Source organism: Streptomyces sp. NPDC050147, from assembly GCF_040660195.1.
Lineage (GTDB): Bacteria > Actinomycetota > Actinomycetes > Streptomycetales > Streptomycetaceae > Streptomyces.
Map to the genome: position 1 here is coordinate 88145 of NZ_JBFALJ010000030.1, position 18853 is coordinate 106997.

The 18853-nt window shown below is 67.3% G+C and carries 11 protein-coding genes; 3 read left to right on the forward strand and 8 right to left on the reverse strand.

Going from position 1 to position 18853, the window contains the following annotated elements; all coding sequences use genetic code 11:
* Nucleotides 1-2 precede the first annotated feature (2 nt).
* Genes dpdJ through dpdE form a run of 6 tightly spaced genes read right to left on the reverse strand, consistent with a single transcriptional unit; the run spans nucleotide 3 to nucleotide 15070 of the window.
* Nucleotides 3-4505: a protein DpdJ gene (gene dpdJ, locus AB0I94_RS35030; RefSeq protein ID WP_363313783.1), complete on the reverse strand. Its 4503-nt coding sequence runs from the start codon at nucleotides 4503-4505 to the stop codon at nucleotides 3-5.
* Nucleotides 4502-5188: a hypothetical protein gene (locus AB0I94_RS35035; RefSeq protein WP_363313784.1), complete on the reverse strand. Its 687-nt coding sequence runs from the start codon at nucleotides 5186-5188 to the stop codon at nucleotides 4502-4504. The genes dpdJ and AB0I94_RS35035 overlap by 4 nt, the downstream gene beginning before the upstream one ends.
* Entirely contained in the window at nucleotides 5185-8280 is a 3096-nt protein-coding gene (gene dpdH, locus AB0I94_RS35040; protein ID WP_363313785.1) for a protein DpdH, read from the reverse strand. Before dpdH ends, AB0I94_RS35035 begins: the two co-directional genes overlap by 4 nt.
* On the reverse strand, nucleotides 8273-9205 hold the full coding sequence (gene dpdG / locus AB0I94_RS35045) for a protein DpdG (RefSeq protein ID WP_363313786.1): 933 nt from the start codon (nucleotides 9203-9205) through the stop codon (nucleotides 8273-8275). Before dpdG ends, dpdH begins: the two co-directional genes overlap by 8 nt.
* Entirely contained in the window at nucleotides 9205-11802 is a 2598-nt protein-coding gene (gene dpdF / locus AB0I94_RS35050) for a protein DpdF (protein ID WP_363313787.1), read from the reverse strand. Before dpdF ends, dpdG begins: the two co-directional genes overlap by 1 nt.
* Complete coding sequence (gene dpdE / locus AB0I94_RS35055; RefSeq protein WP_363313788.1) at nucleotides 11795-15070, reverse strand: protein DpdE; 3276 nt, start codon at nucleotides 15068-15070, stop codon at nucleotides 11795-11797. The genes dpdF and dpdE overlap by 8 nt, the downstream gene beginning before the upstream one ends.
* Nucleotides 15071-15554: 484 nt before the next feature.
* Between dpdE and AB0I94_RS35060 the strand changes: the two genes are divergently transcribed.
* Complete coding sequence (locus tag AB0I94_RS35060; RefSeq protein WP_363313789.1) at nucleotides 15555-16088, forward strand: VUT family protein; 534 nt, start codon at nucleotides 15555-15557, stop codon at nucleotides 16086-16088.
* Between the two features lie 317 nt (nucleotides 16089-16405).
* The gene (locus AB0I94_RS35065; protein ID WP_363313790.1) at nucleotides 16406-16600 is read left to right on the forward strand and encodes a hypothetical protein; all 195 of its coding nucleotides are present in this window, start codon (nucleotides 16406-16408) and stop codon (nucleotides 16598-16600) included.
* A gap of 418 nt (nucleotides 16601-17018) precedes the next feature.
* Here AB0I94_RS35065 and AB0I94_RS35070 read toward each other — a convergent pair whose 3' ends face one another.
* Nucleotides 17019-17480, reverse strand: coding sequence for a hypothetical protein (locus AB0I94_RS35070; protein ID WP_363313791.1), 462 nt, complete (start codon nucleotides 17478-17480; stop codon nucleotides 17019-17021).
* Between the two features lie 33 nt (nucleotides 17481-17513).
* On the opposite strand from AB0I94_RS35070, the gene AB0I94_RS35075 reads away from it, so the two are divergent.
* A complete protein-coding gene (locus tag AB0I94_RS35075) occupies nucleotides 17514-17699 on the forward strand; it encodes a hypothetical protein (protein ID WP_363313792.1) in 186 nt (61 codons plus the stop codon).
* 126 nt (nucleotides 17700-17825) lie between these two features.
* Here the strand turns inward: AB0I94_RS35075 and AB0I94_RS35080 are convergent, their stop codons facing one another.
* Complete coding sequence (locus AB0I94_RS35080) at nucleotides 17826-18101, reverse strand: hypothetical protein (RefSeq protein WP_363313793.1); 276 nt, start codon at nucleotides 18099-18101, stop codon at nucleotides 17826-17828.
* Nucleotides 18102-18853 lie beyond the last annotated feature (752 nt).

The window sequence follows — 18853 nt, forward strand, 5'->3', positions numbered from 1 at the left end:
TTTCACTGGGTTGCCTCCCGCAACTCCACCCGTACACGGAGTTCGTCTCGATGCCTGGCGTAGCCGCGGATCTCCCCGTGGACGACCATGACGTCCCGGTGCACCGGCAGGGCCGGCACGCGGACCAGAGCCTGGGCCAGGGCGTGCGAGGCGTCTGCGGGACAGATGAGGTCGGCGGCGCCGCTGTCGGACATCGCCTGCTGGTAGGCCAGGTCCCAGTCGCTGGAGGTGACGTCGACCTGGGGCAGGCGGTCGTTGTGCGCCTCGCGCACCAGGAGGCGATCCAAAACCGGCGCGTCCGCGTAGGGCTGGTAGTGCTGGAGATCTTGTGTGCGGGCTTGTCGTCCGCGGGGCCAGAGCATGCTGAAGGCCTGGTCGGCCGTCAGCTGCCTGGTTCCGCCGACGTTCAGTTGCTTGTCGCCGACGGCGAAGGCAATGACGTTTGCATCGACTTCGACTCCGAGCCGTTGCTCCAGTGTGCTCCACGCGTCCACCATGGCCAGGGCCTGGGCATCGGAGTCGGGTCCGGTTCCGGGCCGAAGCAGGCGCGTGGACAACGCTGATACCGCCGTGCGACGGGGGCGGCCGTCCAACCGCTCCCATGAGGCCAGCAAAATGGTCAGGGCCTCCTGGGCCGACTCGGCATCGTTGGCTGCGCGCAGGGCGCGCATGGCGTCGGCGGCATCTCCCTGGGGCTCGTCGGCCAGGTGACGCAGCAACCGGGTAAGGGTGGCATCTACGTACTCGTAGTCGCTGGGGGCGAACGCGCTGGTGACAAGCGCCCAGAAGCGGCGGGGGTCGCCTGCGTAGAAGCGCGCCAGGCTCTCGACGACGCCCAGACCCCCCATGGAGGTCTCGCTGAGCCACACGGCAGCCGGTTCACCGGGGGCGGCCCCCGGCACCACGTCGACAATCAGGTCCCCGTCCTGGGCGTCGGGGCAGGCGCGCTGCGCGGCGGCGAGGATCGCCGCGGCCACGGTGTCTCGGTAGGCGCGCTGTGCCAGGTCCTCTGTGCGCGCGGCGATGTCCGGGTCGACGAGGTGTTCGGCCGCCCGGTCGACGGCGGCGACAACCTGTGGGTCGCGCAGCAACTCCGTGAGCCCGTCGACCAGCCGCGCGTTGTCCAGGACGTGGTCGGGGTCGTTGGTGTCGCGATAGAGGACGCTGAGGATGCGGGGCAGTTCCCCGGTCCATGCTCCGTTCGCGAGCGAGGCGCGGATCTCCCGCGCGGTCTGCGTTTGCTTGAGGCCCTCGAGCGCGAAGGCCGTCAGATAGACCTGGCCCAGCCACGCGCGCTGGAACTTGTTCGCGATGTCATCAAGGGCAGGGTCCTCGGCGAAGGTCTGCGAAAACGCCAGCGACCGCCATTGCGGTGACGACAGGTACCGCCTGACAGCGGGTTCTGCGGTATTCAGGGGCCTGAGCAGGATCTGCACGGCGTCGACCCCCAGCCGGAAGCCGAGCGCAGCCGGTTTGCCGTGCAACTCGTAATAGATCTTGCGGGTTTCGACTTTGCCGCGCTCGAGCGCCACCTGGCAGTCGGCACCGAGGGTCATGCGCCGCATCTCGATGGGATTGCCGGCGGCGTGCGTGCCGAAGCGGACGGCCTGCACACGCTCGTGCCACAGCGAGGGGGTGGGAATGTCCGCCGGGGCCGGCGGCGCCTCCTCGGACACGACGATCTGTGTGCCCCAGATCGGGAACCCCTGCGACCGGTCGGCAATTTCCGGGCCCGGCTGTTCCAGGTTCAACTGGGTGGGCCGAAAAACCTGCAGTCCCTCCGGTGCGTGCCCCTCGGGATGCCAGGTTCCCTCGGGATCTGCATGCTGCACGATCTGGGGCAGCGGCAGGGTGTCGCTGCCGGCGGGCGGCACCGGCAGCCACGTGCGGTGTTCGTCACGGCGGTGTCCAAAACGCCGGCTGACGCGCCCTGGTACGGCCTCGCGCAGCGCTCGGGCGATGGGCAACTGCTCCAGCGTGTCGTTCGTGGTGAAGGGCAGGAGCAGTTCGACCTCGGGCAGGTTCAGCGGTTCGAAGAGCGAGCGTGTGATGAACTCGGGAAGCAGGGAGCCTTCCTTGGCGCCCGGTTCAATGCGCTGGAACGACCAGTCACTGCGCAGGCGGCGCAGCGCGGTGGGAACGACCGACAGCAGCAGTGAGCGAGGCTGCTCCCACAGCAGGGCCTGTACCTCGTCTGCGCTGATCTGCAGGGCCCTTCCCAGGTGCTGGGCGAGCTCGTCCTGCAGGTCAGGGGTGTCGAGGATCGCCTGCAGCAGGGAGGTCAGCATGTCGTGACCTGGCCGGTCCTCGTTGCGCACGGTATGGCCGGTGGGGGCTTTGAGTATCTTGCGGGGGTCGGCCCACAGTTTTTTCGAACGGAGCTTGTGGCCCGCCCAGTCCAGCAGGGACTGCGTGGCTTGGATCTTGAGGACGAAGCGGTTGCCGATGGGCAGGCTCCGGGCAGGTACCTGCGGCGCGAAGAGGGTCTCGTAGGCCTGGTAGGCAAGCCGGTCCCGGCCGTAGTCCGAGAGAGTGACCACTGTCATCGGCCGGGTACCGCGCTCTCGGCCGGCGCGGCCGCGCCGCTGGATGAACGAGGCTGCATCGCGGGGCGCTTTGTGCTGGAGCACCAGGCCTACGCGCGGATCGTTGAAGCCGACTTCCAGGGACGCCGTCGCGACGGTCAGGTTCGCGTTGTGATCGACTCCGACGTCCTGGGAGGAGGTCCGGCCGACATGCAGGTGGTGGAGTTGCAGGGTGGGGTCGAGGTCGTGACCGATCTTTTCGGCGATGTCCCAGGACTGGCCGTCCAGGTAGCGTGCTGCGTGCTCATTGCGTTCAGAGGAGCGTAGGCCCGCTAGTACGGGCTTGCGGCCGTTGCGTCGGCCGGCCCGGTTCTGGCCGCCTTCGGCATCGCGCAGGTCGTTGTAGAAGCGGTTGGTGACGTCCAGGTCGTCGGTGAACAGGAAGCCGGTAGAGCCGTACAGGTATTGCCTCGTGTCCAGGTCAAGCATGCGGCCGTGGAGCATGGCCGTCTGGATCGAGGTGGACAGCAGGCTTGTTCCGGATACCGGGTCGCCGCGCAGGGCCAGTGCGTATTCGCGGCCTTCGGACTGCATGGCCTCTTCGGCCGGTTCGATCGGGTCGACGTCGCCCGGCCGCAGACCGACCAGTTGTGCAAAGAATTTGTCCGCGTCGCGCAGGGTTGCCGACAGGCCGACGAAGGTCATGGGGCGGCGGGCGGCCTCACGCCAGCGGCGCAGCAGCAGTGCCACCTGCGCGCCGTGCAGGCCGCTGTAGGTGTGCACCTCATCCAGCAGCACAAGGGAGGGAGCCGAGTGGCTGCCGCGCCAGCCGAGCAGCCACTCCAGATAGCTGTTGCCGCTGGAGTGGTTGAGCATCTCCGTCGTGGTGAACAGCAGATCCGGCGGGTTCTTCTTGAGGGATTCCCGGGTGAGCGCAAGGCGCCCGTCCTGCAGGGTGTAGCCGCACCGGGTGCAGGTCAGCTGCTCACGACCGCGCCTGCGGTCCTCGTCGGTCCACTGGAGTTCCCCCGTGCTGCAGGACGGGGTGGGGCAGGGCAGGAACGGGCACACCACACCATGGGGAGTGCGCTTCCAGGCAGTGGCCATCCCGGAGTCCGGTTCGAGTCTGCGGTCCCGGGCATTCCAGGGGGTGTCGCCGTAGAGCGCACCGACTCGGATGGGACGGCGCCTGCTCTCGCGCAACGCCGCCTCGACGTCGTCCACCGAGCGGATCGACTCGCGCAGTTGGTCGCGCAAGAGTTCTTTGCGCGGATAGAGCGCCAGGGTGTGCACGCGCTTTGCCGCCCCCGGGTGGGCGTGTTGGGCCATTGCCGCGAAGGCCGGCAGGTAAAACGCGAGTGTCTTGCCGCTACCGGTACCGGCGCCGACGATGATCCCTTTGGACCGGTCGGAGTTGAGTGAAGTGAACACCGAGCGGGTGGCTTCCAGCTGGAAGCGCGCCAGCTTGCGGCCCTGCAACTGGGCGGTCGCGACGTGGCTTTGCACCTCCCCCCAGTGGGGCAGCTGAGCCAGTTCGCCGAGGGCGTCGGATGCCGGGATGTCCCGGTGGGGGTAGCATCGCGGTGCTACGTGCAGCCGGTAGTCGGCGACCAGGCGGCGTTGGTGTTGCCACCAGCCGGGCTGTTCCTCCCGCGCCCAGCCGCCTCGGTCAAAGAGCTGCCGGAGCCCGGTGGTGAGCCTGAGCGTCTCCGCCAGGCGGGTGCGATACCGCGGCGGCAATGTCACGGGCACCGGCACCTCGAACAGCAAGGCGCGGAGCAGGAATTCCTCCAGCACGGCGTCGGCGGACATGTCGGTGGGGGCGGCTTCGTGAGTGTGCAGGAGAGTGTCGATGGTCTCGATCACCTCGGCCCTGGAGAGGGCAGTCTCCGTGACTCCCCAGTTCAGCAGGGGCAGTTCGTGGTTTTCGAGGTGGTTGAGGAGTTCGTTCGCGAAGCGAATGTCGAGTTGCTCGGTCACGCTCCGCTCCTTTGCAGGGTGATGTGGATGTCCATCTCGAACTGGCGGAGCAGCGCAATGTCGCTGTCGGTGATGTCGCGGAGCGTGGGGCTGGGGCGTTTTTCCAGCACGTCCAGGAGGTCCAGCAGCTCGCCGGGGGGATCGCTCTTGTCGTGCAGGGACTCCGCGAGGAGGGCGTACATGCCGGTGAAGAGGGTGAGGTCCGCCTTGGACAGGTTCTTGGTGGCGACGGCCTGGCGGAGGTCCTTTTCCCGGGCGCGTGCAGCTTCGCGTTCCCCGCGCGACAGGATGGGGATGCGGGCCAGGGGAAGAGCGGCGACCTGTGCGGTGGCCCAGGTGGCCCACGCCGCGCTGCTCTCCGCCTTCAGCTTGTTCGCGGCTTCCTGCACCTTTTTCCTGGCCGTGTTGAAGACCGCGTCACTGGGAAGCCCGTTGAGGGCCTTGCGCTCGAAGGCGGAGCGCGCAGCGTCGATGCCGGACAGGTCGGGCTGGTGCGCCGCGCCCAAGGCGGCCAGCGCGTGGCTCAACTCCACCTGGGTCCTGAGTTCGGCCAATCCCGCCCGCAGTTCCCTCGAGCGGCTCAGTACGCGGGCCGCCTCCTTTTCCCCGACGGCGCCCGCCGCAATCTGGCGGGCACGGTTTTGCAGCTGCACGGCCTTGTCATACACGGACACGTTGGTCACCGGTCCTCCCCGTCGTCTGTGGCGGACGGGACAGCGCTGAGCGCCTGCCACTCCGCACAGATTTGCCCCACGTCTTCTGCCGCACTGTCGCCTGCCGATCCGCTGGATCGTGACTGTGCGCTGGCCAGCGCCGCATCCAGCCAGTCGTCGCTGGCTACAAGGAGTTGTTGAATCAGGATGAGCGAGTCGCCGCGGTCCTTGACCGCTGCAACCACACCGGCCTTGTGCACCGTTGCGGAGTCGCAGGCGGCATCGCCGGCCCTGGCCAGGTCGTCTTCGAGCGCCGAGACGGCCTTCCAGTCCGCGCCCTTGGCGTCCTGCAGGAGCGCGTCGAATCGGCGTGTCTGCTCGGCTGTCAGCGGCAGCCCGACCTCGCGGGCCGCAGCGAGAGCGTCTCGGAGCGCCGCCATGGTCTGGACGCCGGTGGTGCCCCGAGGTTGATGGCTGCGGATGGTGTGGAGCAACTCTGTATGGCGTTGCAGTTGGTCCTCGACGACGGTCGTCCAAGACGCGAACCCAGTGACCGCCGACCGCACCCATTTGGGAACATCCAGCGCTTGTGGATCCCAGTCCCACACGGAGGCGGCCTTGTCGAGCAGAGGCAGGACACGGGCGGCATCAACCATGTTCACGCCGCCGATACCTTGGGTGATGCCGACGGCATGGCGCAGTTGCTGCACGAGATCGGGCCGCGCCTGGAGGTGCCCTTGGAGCAGGTCCATCCACTTCTTTGGGCGGAGCTCGCCGTCCTTGCGCTGCCACTCCTGCCCCTCGTTGAGCGCTGCGGCTAGGAGTTGAGAAGCGTCCATCCCGGGCCAGGCCGTGCCTGCCAGGGCCGCCCCGAGCAGCGATGCGCGGAAAGCCGCAACGAGGTGATCGTCGGTGAGCTCCATGTGGCGCTGCAGCCGCGTGGTGAGATCACGGCCGTGCTCTTCTGCCAGGAACGCCAGCCGCCGGATGTCCTCGGCTCGCGCCGGGAACCCCCGTTCCGCTCTGAGCAGGCTGTCGAAGAACCAGCTGTCCTTGGGGCGACGCGAGAAGGTGATGGGGGCGTCCTCGACGCCGACGAGATTCTCCTTGGCCCCCTCGATGGACACGACGGTCGCCTTCGTCGGCCACACAGCCCGACGCAGCTCGGTGCTGCCTACCTCGCGCATCAGCGGTGTGTTCCACTGATAGCGCTGCAAGACGGCGGTGGAGACGACGGTGCGGATCCGGTGCGCGGTGGAGGTGTCCAGGCCGCCTTCGAGGGTTACCCAGTCATCCACGGTCTCCAGCATGCGCTGCAGTTCGCCGGGAAGCGCGTCGCGTCGGTTGCTGGCGCCCGTATCGGGCCTTGGCGCACTGTCGTCGGCCGGCTTTGAGCCGGGAGCAGCAGCTGGGGGACGGCGTTGTCCTGTCTCACCGCCCAAGGGCTCTAGGGCGAAGGCCTCCAGGATGGTGGGGTGGAGGTCGGTGGCGTGCTCAGGAGCATCTCCCCAGAACTCGAGGGCGAGGTTGCGTCGCTCCGCAGAGGCGGGGTCGTGCTCGGCCACGTAGCCGAGCACGTCACGGCTGACGGGCCGGTCGAGTTTCGTGGGCCGGAAGCGTTGCCGGAACGCGGGATCGGGGAACTCACCCTGCCGGAGGGCCGTGGCATGTTCCACCAGGACCGGTCGCACGACGCTTCCCAGCACGGCACGGGGGTTGAAGGACCAGGGTTTGTGCTGGTCCGCCGTTGAATGGACGGCCCTGACGAGAGAGGACTCGTTGAACGGGTACAACCCGAAGCCTTCATCGGTCGCCCCGAATGCTGCGTGGCATTCACTTCGAAACGAACAGCTCAGGCACTTGTTGGGGACCTCGCTGTTGTGCGCGCGCTCGAGTTCGTCGCGGCCCACCCGCCCGGCGTTCAGATACCGGCCGACGAACGAGGCAATCTCTGTACGCCCCGTCTCCTCGGGGCTGAAGGGCACATCCAGGTGGTAGACGTAGCCCGTGCCGGCTTGGATACGGGTCAGGGCGGTCTCGTCCAAGGACTGGAAGTAGCCGGTCGTCACGGCCATGAGGGTGCGGATAGGCGCGAGAGTGGTCTTGCCCTCGCGGTGGGCTGCCTCTACGACGGCATCCAGGAGGTCTCGCTGGACCCCTTGGATGAGAGCGAAGTCCTCGATGAGAAGGACGATCTCCTTGCCCTGGCGGTGGTACTCCTCGCGCACCTGTGTCATCGCATCGAGGAGTCGGCCCGCTCCCAGGTTCGCGGCGCTCTTGATGGCCGCTTCGAGGTGCTTGTTGAGCAGGTCGACGGCAATGCCTTGCAGGTCACCGCGGGTGCTGATGGTGCCGAGCAGGCGTTGCGCCATGCCTGAGGCGGATTGGATGTCGCGGATATCGAGCGGAAGGTCGCTGACGCTGAAGCCCTCGGGGCGGTCCGCCTGCCCGTCCCGGCGATTGTGGATGAGCTGATGGGCCAGTTCGGGCACGAAGTTGCCCGGTGCGAGCAGTTCCGCCCGGACATGAGGGTCAAGGAGCACCGCTGCCAGCTTGCCCGGGCCGACGAGCATGCGGGCCAGGGGGCGTGATTCCGATTGGGGAGAGGTGGCTTCCAGTGCCTCGCTCAGCTCATTGAGGATGCGCCGTGCCAGGGACTCCTCGTCGATGCCCTCAGTGAATCTGTTGATGTCGTCTTTGAGCTGTGCCAGTTCGGTGCTGTCTGCCTTGGCGATGAGCGTGCTGACGACAGCCTTGAGGCTGGTCTTGGACTTCTCGAGGTAGATGACCTCGCGCTGGTTTGCCCCCTCCTCCATCACGGCCAGCTCTTCGCGCACCCATCGGACAAGATGCGACTTGCCCGAGCCGGAGTCGCCGACTACGGGCATGAGCAGCGCGCCGCTGTCCGCCCGGAGTGCCATGAACTCTGTGAGGACGGCCCGCTCCCCGATCGGGTCGCCCTCGATGGCGATCTCCTTCCCTTCCAGGATCCGGGCGCGCTTGATCCGCAGCGGGGCGTGCGTGGCCAGGAAGACAGCCCTGGAAGGGCTGACCGCCTCGGTGTTGATGGTGGAGGCTGCCACTGCCGGGTCCCAGCAGAGCGTTCCGCGGAAGTCAGCCATCGGTGGGCTCCAGGATCGTGATGTCGCTGATGGGCCGAGGGCTGCCGGGCCGTTCGGGATCGTGCAGCAGGAGGATTCTCCGGGCGTCGTCGTCCTGCTCGAGCCGCAGCCACTTCTCGTCGTGGCCGCGCAGCAAGGCAAAGGAGAGCGCAGTGCCGGCCGCACTGTTACCCGGGCTGGGGATCCCTACCGCCAGCGAGTGTGCGCCGCCGGGCAGGACTGGCAGTTGCTCGCGCAGCATCTGCAGGGCCTCGACGGCCTTCACACGTTGGCCGGGCTGCCACAGTTCGAGCACGGACTGCCTGACGGCCAGCGTGCAGTCCGGCACGAGCGGGCCGCGGCCGTCAGTGCGAAAGACAGGCGCGGCAGCCAGCCCAAGAGCGGTGGCCCAGTACCCAAACCGGGGCCAGCGGGTGTCGTTGGGGAAGAGGGGAAGCACCTCGTCCTTCAGCAGTTTGCGGTCCTTGCCGTCCTCTTGATCCAGGAGTTGCTGTGCGACAACCCAGTGGATCGGTCGTTCCATGGGGTCGTGCATGAGGAACCAGGCCAGCGCACGGGTCAGGTCTTTGGGCCCCGTCGCGTCGTTGTCGGCGCCCAGGTCCTTGTTGTAGTCCGGGTTGAGGACGGCGCGGCGCAGGATGCGGGTGTAGGTCTCCAGATCATCGCTGCTGGCCAGATCTCTGGTCGGACCGGTCAGCGAGAGCTCTTGCTGACCGGCATCGACCTGCGCCAACTTCAGGGTTTGGAGGGAGGCCACGGCACAGTCGAAGGGAGGCTTAGTGGAGGTGTCCTCTGTCCGCAGGGACGGGGGGCTGACCAGCGCCCGCGCCTCCTCCACCGCAATGCTCTTGCCCCAATAGGTCAGCAGGCGCACAAGTGCCCATGTCTGGGAGGGGATGGCTGCGTCGACGTTCAAGAGAGTCATCAGAGTTCCTCCAGGGCACGGCGGATCGACAGGTTCGCCGGGTGGACATCGACGAGGGGGGTGCCGCGGCGTTCTGGATGCTGCATGACCCGGGGGTGGATCAAGTAGGTCGGCGCATCCCAGGCGAAGCGTTGGGTGATCTGCGGACTTGGGTCGTCTGTGGCCGGATCGGCCATCCAGATGACGGGGCCGGCCCAGTCCGAGAGGAGAGCGCCGTCGTCGTCCAAGATCACCGTGCGGGTGCGTGCCGTTGCCTGGAGTTGGCTTCTGAGGCGGCCGTCCAGGCCCGGCCCTCCGACGACGCAGACCCTGCGGCGGACCAGGTTTTCCACCAGCCGTGCTGTCAGCGCCTGGTCGCCGGCGTCTTGCCACCACAGGCTCAGGCAATGCCTGTTCCCGAAGTACGGCAGCAAGGGCAGGCGCCCGGGCGCCCCAGGGGTCGGGAGCAGCGGGCGCGGCTCCCCGGCGAGCCGGTAGAACCCCGCGGGAAGGAGTTCGGCGGTGGCCCGACAGTGCGGGCACCCCCGGCAGGTGACCCCGGTGCGGCGATAGCCCTCGCCGTGTGCGATGCGGTAATACGCTCCCAGTACATCGCCGATGCACTGATCACGTCGCAGGGTGGCCTTCAACTCGCGGAGGGCCGACTTCCGCCCATCCAGCAGCTTTTGACGCTCAGCCTTGAACCGCGCGGCAAAGCGCTCGGGGTTCCTTGCGTCGGAGTCGAGGAGTTGCACGTCTGCATAGCCGTCGGCGCTGGCATAGAACAGATCAAGGCGTGCCTTCCAGGACGTATCCGACTCGCCCTCATGGATGACGGGCGCTTGCGGAGGATGGACGGCCAGAATCCCCGATCGCATCATGAGGTTCATGATCCGGATGTTCCATTGCCGGTTGCGTTCAAAGCCTTCGTTCATGTCGGGGGGGTAGGAATCAAGGCTCACCCGGTGACGCTCCTGGATGGTCTCTCGGGTGTGGAACATCGCCTCCCACCGCTGCCACGCGCGCGGAGCGCCGATGACCGCATCGTCGCTCATCCGGTCGGCGATGGCCTCGTCCTTGCGCGTGGTGGCCAAGTAGGCGAGGGCAGGGTTTCCATTGCGCCCGGCCCGGCCCACTTCCTGGTAATAGCGGTCCACTGTTTCCGGCAGACAGGCGTGCACCACCGTCTTGACGTCGTCGAGATCCACCCCCAGACCGAAGGCGGAGGTGCCCACCACGACGTCGTATCGCGTCGGCGCATCGCCCTCCGTGGTCTTGCCGGTCCATCCTTCCAGGGCATCGCGCCGCTGCAGTTCGCTGGACTCACCCGTGACGCTGGCTACGCGGCGAAGACCGTGGCCGCGCAGCCGGCTCGCCCACTCCTGCGCGTCGATAACCCTGGTCGTGTAGAGAATCATTGGCTTCGGCAGGTACGAGACGGCCTCCAGGACGGCGGCCTGACGGTCGGTCTCGTTCGGGAAGATGTCGAGGTAGTAGCTCGGCTCGTGACGGAGTTGGGAGGCCCACACGATCTCAGCCTGCTGCGGCGAAGCAAACAGGGTCTCCAGCGTCTGCACCTGCTGACCCGTGAGCGTCGCGCTCATCGCCACGGTCGCCGGCTGCCGGCCTTCGGGTGCCTTGCTGAGCCAGATTCGGCGGTGAGTGGACATCGTCTGGAACTCGGTGCGGAAGCTGTTGCCCCACTGCTCGACCAGGTGGGCTTCGTCGATCACGAAGTAGTTGAGCAGCCCCGCCTCGGCCGCATTCTCCAACGGCGCTTTCAGGCTCTTCACCAGAGCCTCGGGCGAGGTGAACACCAGCCGTTGGCGGCCCGCGGCGATGTCCTCCCGCATAAGTCGTCGCTCTTCTTCGGACAATCCGCTGGTGTAGGCGTACCGGCGCGTGGGGCTGTGCGGCCCGTGTTCGTCGAGAATCTTGAAGGCGCGCCGCTCCAGGTCGGCTGCCAGAACGCTCGTGGGTACCACGACCACCGATACGCCCCTGCTCTTGCTGGCCAGGAGCACGGGCGCCATCGCTACGGCGGTCTTTCCATGCCCGGTGGGCAGGCAAATGATTGTGGTACTTCCCGGCTCGGCCAGAGCGATGGCCCTGGCGGCCTGCCGCTGGCCGGCCGAGACATAGCGGCTGTGGTCGTCGCCGAGGGCGGTGGTGAAGAACGGGTCGGCCGGGCAGGAGTCCAGCTTGCGGCGGTGGGGTGAGTCCTCACCGAGATAGATCTGCCGAAGGTCTTCTTGCGCTGCCTGGCGGGAAACGGCGTCCGGCACGGGTGGGTGCCACGGCAGCGCGCTCACCCACACGTTGGTGCCGCCATCGCGTACCGCCGTCTGACAGTGCATCTCCTCCCATTGCTCGCGTGTGGGCAGCCACGGGAGCAGCGGAATCGTGAAGCCGGAGGTGTTTTCTCGCGCTTGAGCCTCGAGCAGGATCTGCCGGGTGAGTGAGGCCAGGTCCCGCCACCCGCCGGGTTCGCCGGTCAGAGCGTCACGGAGCCTGCGCAACGTTCCTCTCGCCCCGGGGACCTCGGGGAGTTGCTGGAGGCCTCGGTGCTGGGAGAGGTGGTCGAAGAGCGTCTTGGCGCCGGTCCAGTTGTCAGTCACTGCGAGGGATCCTCCTGAGCCCCTGCTTCACCAGGCATGTCGCCGCTACGAGGCGGACCGTCGGATTGCTCAGTCCCTGCACCAGCGCGTCGGTGATGGCGACATCCAGCAGGTAATTCTCCTTCTCTCCCAGCAGCCGGCCCGCTGCCTGGCGGGCTTCTGCCTGGGCCTTGGCCACGGACAGGCGCTGGCGTCCCTGCTGCTGGGCCACAGCACACCTGTCGGCCAAGTTCGTCACCCGCTGGAGTTCTGCGCGAGCCACTGCCTCGGCCTTCCGCGCGGATGCCGCATATCCGGCCTGCCCGTCGAACAGATCTATCAACTCGTGGATGTTCTTGGAGTTGTAGTTGTGATCCGTGGCGCGGTAGGGGTCCTGCAGCCACCTTCGGATGTCCCCGTCCGTCAGGGCTTCGGATGCTCCGGCCGGTACCCACACCTTCAGCGTGAACGGTGGGAGGAGCTGCTCGGCCTGGCGCCGCAACGCCGTTTCCGCGTCGCGGGGCTGCTGAACGAGCGGCAGCGTCAGTGCGAGCGCCGAAGAGATGTCGGCTTCGACCACATAGTCAAAGCCGAAGTAGGGCTCAGGCTCACCACGGTGTGCCGCCTCCGCGCGCCAAAAGGCCGTGGCCTGACCGCGGTCGTCGCACCAGACAACGCTGGCGAGTGTGTCGACCAGCCGGTTTCCGATGCGGAACAGCCGGGTCCCGGGTGCCTTGAGCGCCTGCGAGCGACTGCACGTGCCCTTGGCCATCTCCTCCGTGAGGTTCGCGCGGTCATAGAGATGGGGGGAAATGAGGGGGCGTGACTTCAGGTCGAAGACCTCGCACATCACGTCATTGATCCTGCGCTGGGTGTGACGGAGCTTGATTCCGTCCGAACCGTCCCGTCCGGTGTAGCCGAGCAAGTCGTTGCGGGTGGCGGCCCAGTCGGCGTCAAAGGTGGCCAGCCGTTCAGCGAAGTCGATGTCGTGCGGCGATGTGTCGAAGATCGACTCAAGGGTGTCCATGCTGTCGATCTCACGGCGGGCCCGGGCAAGTTGTTCCTGAATCGCCTCGGCGAAGTCCGACAGGCCTTCCGGCCCGCGTTCGAGGGCCTGGGCCCAGACGGCAGGGAGGCCCTCGGCGATGGCGTCCTGCAGCGTGGACACCGATTCGTCGAAGATGCGGTAACCGCCGGTGAGCAGCGAAAGCCACTCGTCGCTGTGGGCTTCGGCGTCCGTGAGAACGTACTGACGCGGTGCCTGGCGCTGCTCGTTGGATTCGACGTAACGGTCGGTGCGGCCCAGGCGCTGCTCCAGCTGATTGGGCGACCAGGGCAGGCGCACGTGAACCACGGACCGGGCTGCCTGGAGGTTCAGGCCGTCCTCTGCCGAGTCGTCAGCGATGAGAACGGCAGCGCTTCCGACGGGCTTTCGCCACGAGACAGTGGCTGTTTCAGACCCGTCGGGGCCTGCGCTGCGGGTGTGCTCGAAGAAGCGTTCCTTGGGGAAGCGGGTTCGCAGGCGCGTGGTGAGCGTCGAGGCAAGGGAGCCGGGACCGCAGAAGACAGCGATGCGGCCGCCCTTGCGCAGCGCGGGAAGAAGAGCGTCGATGAGCTCCTCGACTTCCCGGGCTTCCTCTCCCGCGCTTTCTGACTCGAGGTGCTCCAAAGTCGCCGCCTCGTGCGGCGCCACGGGCGCGCCAGAGAGGTACTTCCGCTCCCGGACACTCAGCCCGGCACGCTCAGCGGCGCCTTCGTCGCGGCGCACCCGCCAGCGCAGGGCGTCGAGATAGTCGGCGGATGAGCCGCCGAGACGGGAGGCGAGCACAGCCAGGACCAGCGCGTAGTCGGTGCGCCTGCTCTCCAGGCCTTCGTCGAGGAGATGGCCCCACAGTTGGGTCTGCCACGCCAGGAGGCTGTCGGCGGCCGGGGAGTAGGTCTGGGCCGTCAGCTTCTCCGGAACGGCACGGCCGCGGACCTCGTAGGCGACGGTTGCCGAGTCGTCGTTTTGGCGCAAGACGTTCGTCCTGCGGTTCCTGATCACCCGACGGTGCAGCCGGTATGTCTCGCTGATATGTGCTCGCAGGGCGGTCACCCGCGCCTGGAGGTCCGGCATCCTCGCCTCGTCGCGGAGGCCTTCGTACATGTCGAGCAGGTCGAGCACGTCAGCCGCAAGGTGCGTGAAGCGGGAGTCCTCCGGGGGCAGCAGCTCCGTGATCATGTCGATCGTGGACGGCAGCAGCGGGTGGAATTCCGCGTCGAGGCTGAGCACGTGGTTCGCCAACTCGGCCCGGTGTTTGTAGCGCCTGGCGAACTCCTCCCGCTCGCTCCACTTGTAGACGTCGGGATCGAGCAGGTGCAGGAGCCCCAGGTGCGTGGTGTGGCTGGAGGTGACGGGCGTGGCGGACAGCAGGAGAAGCCTTGACGCGGAGTGTGCGAGATCCCGCAGCGCGCCGTAGTTGGGGTCCGTGTCATCGCGGTCCTGGACCAGTTGGTGGGCTTCGTCGACCACGACGAGATCGCTGCCGTGGTGCTGCTCCCACAGGTCGGGAGAGTCGTGGGAGATGATCTTTACGCGCTTGGGGAAGTCGTCGGTGAAGAACTTCGTGCGCAGTTCGGTCATCCACTGCCGGCGCAGGGCATCGGGGACGAGGAATGTCACGCGCGCCTGCGGGTTGTCGATCAGGGTTTGCAGCGCCACGTACGAGGCTTCGATGGTCTTGCCGAGGCCTACTTCGTCGGCGAGGAGATACCGCTGGACGGGGTCGGAGAGCACGGTCAGTGCGGCGCGGACCTGGTGCGGGTAGATCTCGGCGGCGGCCGCCAGGAGAGCGGGGGCGCTGGCGCTGGCTGCACGCTGAGCGATCAGGTTGTGCAGCATAGGGATGCGGGCGTTGTACAGGTGACCGGATTCGTTACCGCCGGATACGAGAACCTCAAGAGGGTCGCGCACCGGCTTGTTCCAGCGGACTCGGAGTTCCGTCTCGGGTACCGGCATGTCGTAGTCGGCGTTGGGGAACCGGACGAAGTACCCGTCGGGGGTCGTGTCCAGGATGCGACCGGCCATCCACTCGCCTGTGCTCGGGTTGTGCCGAAACGCTCGTGTTTGAGCTGCTAGCCGAACCCGCTTGCAGGCGACAGCGGGGACGCTCTGGGACTCGATCGTGGGCTCGGCCGTGGACTCGAAGAAGTCCACGCGCAGCGAGCCGTCGGCGATCGCGCCTACCCGTCCGATTCCAGGGCCTCCCTGGAACTCGACGAGGTGTCCGACTGCGAAGCCCGAAGACATCTTTGGTCGCCCCCACCTGCTCGTATGACAGTGCTCATGAGCCTAAACGGAGGCACTGACAACAACGGCGAAGATGGCGAATATGAATTCGCATAAGCATTCGACGGTGGCTGGGAGGTGTCGGGCACCTCTCCACTTGGCACAAGACATACCGCTCTAAGGCCACTCAAAGCAGGTGAGGCAGAGGAGTAGGCGCCTATAGAACTGCATATGACGATGGCTGATTCCCGACCCGCATGCACGGCTGGTGGGCACGGACACAGCCGGACCCGAGGCGGCCCGCGATCCCTGCCACAAGGTCTTCCCCAAGCATCCCATCCGCCCCTACCCGACCAGATCGGAACCGGAAGCCGACGCTGACCTGGCTCAGCACTCCGCCCGGCCAATGTCAGTGGCGTGAGCTGTACTGTCTGGGCGCCACCCGCCTTCGCTCCGCTCAGCGCAGACGGGCCGGGCTCCTGTCATACCGAGAAAGAAAAGAACTGTGAACGTCCCCCCTCCAGCCGGCATCGCCACGCTCGTCGCCTACATCGCCACCATCCCGGCCGCCAACATGGCCGTCACCCACATCGGCGCTCTGCCCGTCGGCTTCGGCTACGACGCTCCCGCCGGCGTCTACATGGTCGGCCTGGCCCTCGTGCTCCGCGACCTCGCCCGTGAGGCCGCGGGCCGCAAGGCAATCCTCGCGGCGATAGCCCTCGGCACCGTCCTCTCCTACTTCCTGGCCGACCCGGCCCTGGCCTTTGCATCGGCCGCCGCGTTCGCCGTCGCCGAGACGATGGACTTCGCCGTCTACGAGCCGCTGCGCACACGCGGCCTCCTCATCGCCATGCTCGCCTCGAACGCGGTAGGACTCCTCGCCGACAGCCTGATATTCCTCAAGATGGCCTTCGGCTCCTTCGACTACCTGCCAGGCCAGATCCTGGGAAAGGCCTGGATGACGCTCGGCGCGGTCGCGGTGCTCGCGCTCCTGCGCCGCCGGAAAACTGCCGAAGTAGAAGCCCTACCTCGCCCGTAGCGTTGGGTGATCGGCAACTGTGCGCGGCTCCCTGCCCTTTGGGCAACAGCTCATGACAAGTCCCCGGGCTTACCGTGCGCCTGATGGCGCAACAGAACTTGAACGAGGGTGCCCGTAGGCGAGGGATCCCGCATGATCGGCTTGTCTTGCCAGATGACCTTCGGTAACGTCTTCGCCATCAAAGTGGGCCCCACCGTGCCGTGCACGGTGGGGCCCTTTTGCGTCTCCTCATACCTGAGGGGACGCGAGTGTCGCGCCGTTGCCGTCAGGTCTGCAAGGCCCGAAAGGCTGTGGCGTGCTCAAAGATGGGACAACTCGTGGCCACCAACCATGGCACAGCCGACGGTAAACAGTCACCCCTGGGCCCAGGGCTGCAGATCAGCTTCGGACCAGGCCTGGAGGTCAAGTTCGGGCGACGCACCTTGCTCTCGGTGTACGCCTCGCCCGTGATCTTCATGGGGGGATCCATCCTGTTGGGTATCGCTGGGTGGAACTTCTGGCCGATCCTGTAGGCCCTGAGGCAGCGGGCGGACGGGCGGCGCCCCCCCACAGCCGTGTACGAAGGCAGGCGAAGCCGACGGCTACTGCTGGGTCTTCGCGCACTCCTACCGTGCCACTGGCCGGCTTCCATGAGGCCTTCGACCACGTCGCGGACCTGGTCGGCGGTGACCGCGGCGAGGCCGGCGCCGGGCTTCAGCCGGATCGCGTCCAACAGGGACGTCCCCGGCCTACACCAGACGTCCGTCTTTTGCCCCGGTCAGCAGCCCGCCCGCCAGCGCACGACGAAGGCGGAAGACGTCGGTCCGGCCCCGGCCGATCCCGGAGTACAGGGCCCCCGCGCCTGCGACGGTGTTCCGGGGAACCGGGTGCGGGCGAGCCTACGTCTCCGCCGCCCGGTGCACGGCGAACGCCCCGCCCGAACCGAGTGGGTCAGCCGACGATGGAGAAGAAGATGGTGTCTGGTGTGTACCAGCCGCCGTCACGCGAGTGCCGCCATTCCCTGTCCTCGTTGTCCAGCAGCTCGTTGAGGCCGTAGCGGAAATCCGGATCGATACGGTCCATCACCGCGCGATACGCGTCGGCTGCGGGCTTGGCCTTGGCCAGCGGCCAACAGCCGACCTCCGGGGACCCGTCGACGGGGCAGGGGATATAGAAGGGGATCTGCTCGGGTGGTCCGGCGTACAGAAAGTCGTAGGGCAGCAGGTCCCTCGATACGCCCGCCTGCGTGAGTTCCTTGTCCAGCAGCCCGAAGAAGGTGGACGGGCTGGAGTAACTGCCCAGGGTGTTGGAGTCGGACCCATTGCAGTCGATGATCTTCTGCAGGGCGGTGTAGTAGGCGTTGCCCGCGCACTCTGCATCCGAGTCGGCCCGCCCGGCTATCAGGTGCTCCAACGCCTCGGGAACCGTCAGACCCCAGTCAACACCTTGCCGGTCAAGGTCAAGTTGCTCGGCGTGAGCTCTTTCTCGGATGGGACCCAGGATGCGCTGCTGCTCCGCGGTGAGCTCGCTGGCGCCCAGAAAGGCGACGACATCGGCCTGAATGGCAGTGTTGAAGTTGATGACTTACTCATGCGCGTCATCGTGCCAGCCCGCACTGACAATACCGATTGAGACCCCAGGCCGCCCCGTTGGGACGGCGGTGGGCACGGTCGCCGTCGAGGGCGCTGAGGGGTGCCCGACGCCGCGATGACTGCCGCCCACCGTCTCAGTGCATGGCTGGACGAACTTGGACCGAAGTCAGCGCTCCACCGGGGCTCTCGCTTCCCAGGCATCCGCCCGGTGGGACACGCTCGGGCGGGTGCCCAGCGTCGCACCGTACTGGTTCACGACGATCCCGAAAGATCGGTGGCGGCAACGCGGGCGCCCGGTAAAGGTCAGGCCGCGCTCGGCAGCAATCTTTGAGACGCTGGCGGCGCCGCGCCCCAGTTCTCGGGCGATGGCATTGCGGGACTTGCCCGCGGCGCGCAGGCGGCGCACGGCCCAACGGTCGCGGTCAGTAGTCGGCTCGGCCACGCGCGCACCTCCCGAACGGGGCAGGCGAACTCCCTGCAGCAAGGGAGGAGTTGCGGCGGGACGTGGCAGTGGGGAGCCAGAGTTTCCCGCACGCCGGAGGCGCGGTCAACAGTGGGTCACGGGACGATAACGGGGCAAGCGCTCTTCAGCGGGGGGGGGGGGGGGGAGACTGGCCCCTGCCGAGCTGTGGGGGGATTGATGTTGTTACCGCACCCTCTGTGATGCGTCATCCTGAGCGGCTACAGGAGCCCAGTGCCTCGATGCTGCTCACAACGTCACCTTCCGCTGCCGGGCTAAACGGTCAGCGCACCGATGTGGGCGTCGAGTTCGGCGCCTCTGCGATCTCCGGACAGTGACGCGTAGGCGGTGTGCAGTGCGCCGAGTCTAGAAGCCGCGTTTTGGAGGAAGACTCGCGGGCGAGGCTGATGGCCTGTCCTGCGCAGGTGGTGAGCTGATCGACGTCCCGGCGTTTCGCGCCGATCGCCGCCAGATCGGTCAGCACCGCGCCCCAGACCCAACTTTGGATTTCTGCCGATCTCGTACACGGGCCACGGTGTAAGGCTACGAGCAGCCCAGGGATGCGCTCGGCGCATCTTGAAGAGGGGCAAGGTCCGGGCCCGCGCGCCGATCATCGACTCGGTCCGCCGCGCGCACTCGGTGGCAGAGGCCACACCTGTCGTGGGGGGGGGGGGGGGGGGGGGGGGGGGGGGGGGGCCGGGGGGGGGGGGGGGGGGGGGTCGGGGGAGCCGGTG

Coding starts and splice junctions, on each gene's coding strand:
- dpdH (WP_363313785.1), bottom strand. CDS start 8,280: ATGGCTGACTTCCGCGGAACGCTCTGCTGGGACCCGGCAGTGGCAGCC.
- dpdG (WP_363313786.1), bottom strand. CDS start 9,205: ATGACTCTCTTGAACGTCGACGCAGCCATCCCCTCCCAGACATGGGCA.
- dpdE (WP_363313788.1), bottom strand. CDS start 15,070: ATGTCTTCGGGCTTCGCAGTCGGACACCTCGTCGAGTTCCAGGGAGGC.